Annotated in this window: 1 protein-coding gene; it reads right to left on the bottom strand. The window is 67.5% G+C overall.

The window, feature by feature from the left end; all coding sequences use genetic code 11:
* Window positions 1-475: helix-turn-helix domain-containing protein (locus Mhypo_RS17865; protein ID WP_119342538.1), on the bottom strand; the 475-nt coding region annotated here is incomplete at its 3' end.
* Window positions 476-514: the final 39 nt, after the last annotated feature.

The raw sequence follows: 514 nt of genomic DNA, 5'->3' as shown, positions 1-514 counted from the left end.
GGTCGGCCTGCCGATGGCGGGGTCTTGGGCGCAGGGGAGCAAAGCCCTGGCGGCGCATCCAGCTCCAGGCCCGCCGCGGGTCTACAGGACGTCCCAGCCTCTGGCTGAGCCACTCGGCGGCGTTCCGGATGGTCCATATCCCGTCCCGGGGATGGGGTTCCAGGAGGGCCTGGCGGAAGGCCTCTTGCAGCCCTGGGGGGAGCAAGGGAGGCTGGCCGGGATTTTGCAGCCGGAGGTCGGCCATGGGCCGGCCTTCGTTGTAGCGGTGGAGGGTGTCGCGGACCCAGCGGATGGAGTAGCCCAGGATCTGGGCAACTTCGGGGATGGAGTGGCCCGTAGTGAGGAGCCAGATGGCGTGCCAGCGGGCTCGCTCCACGAGGTCTTCGCTTTCCCGGTAGAGGGCGTGCAGGTTGTCCGGGTGGTGCCGCAGCTTGAGCTCCAGCCGGGGGCGGCGTTGGTGTTTGGCCAGGTGCATGTCCTCATCTTAAGGGAAAAACCTAGGGGGAGTTCTTAT

This window comes from Meiothermus hypogaeus, assembly GCF_003574035.1.
Classification (GTDB): domain Bacteria; phylum Deinococcota; class Deinococci; order Deinococcales; family Thermaceae; genus Meiothermus; species Meiothermus hypogaeus.
Note: the sequence above shows the minus strand (reverse complement) of the source record. Positions and strands in the feature narration are given on the sequence as shown.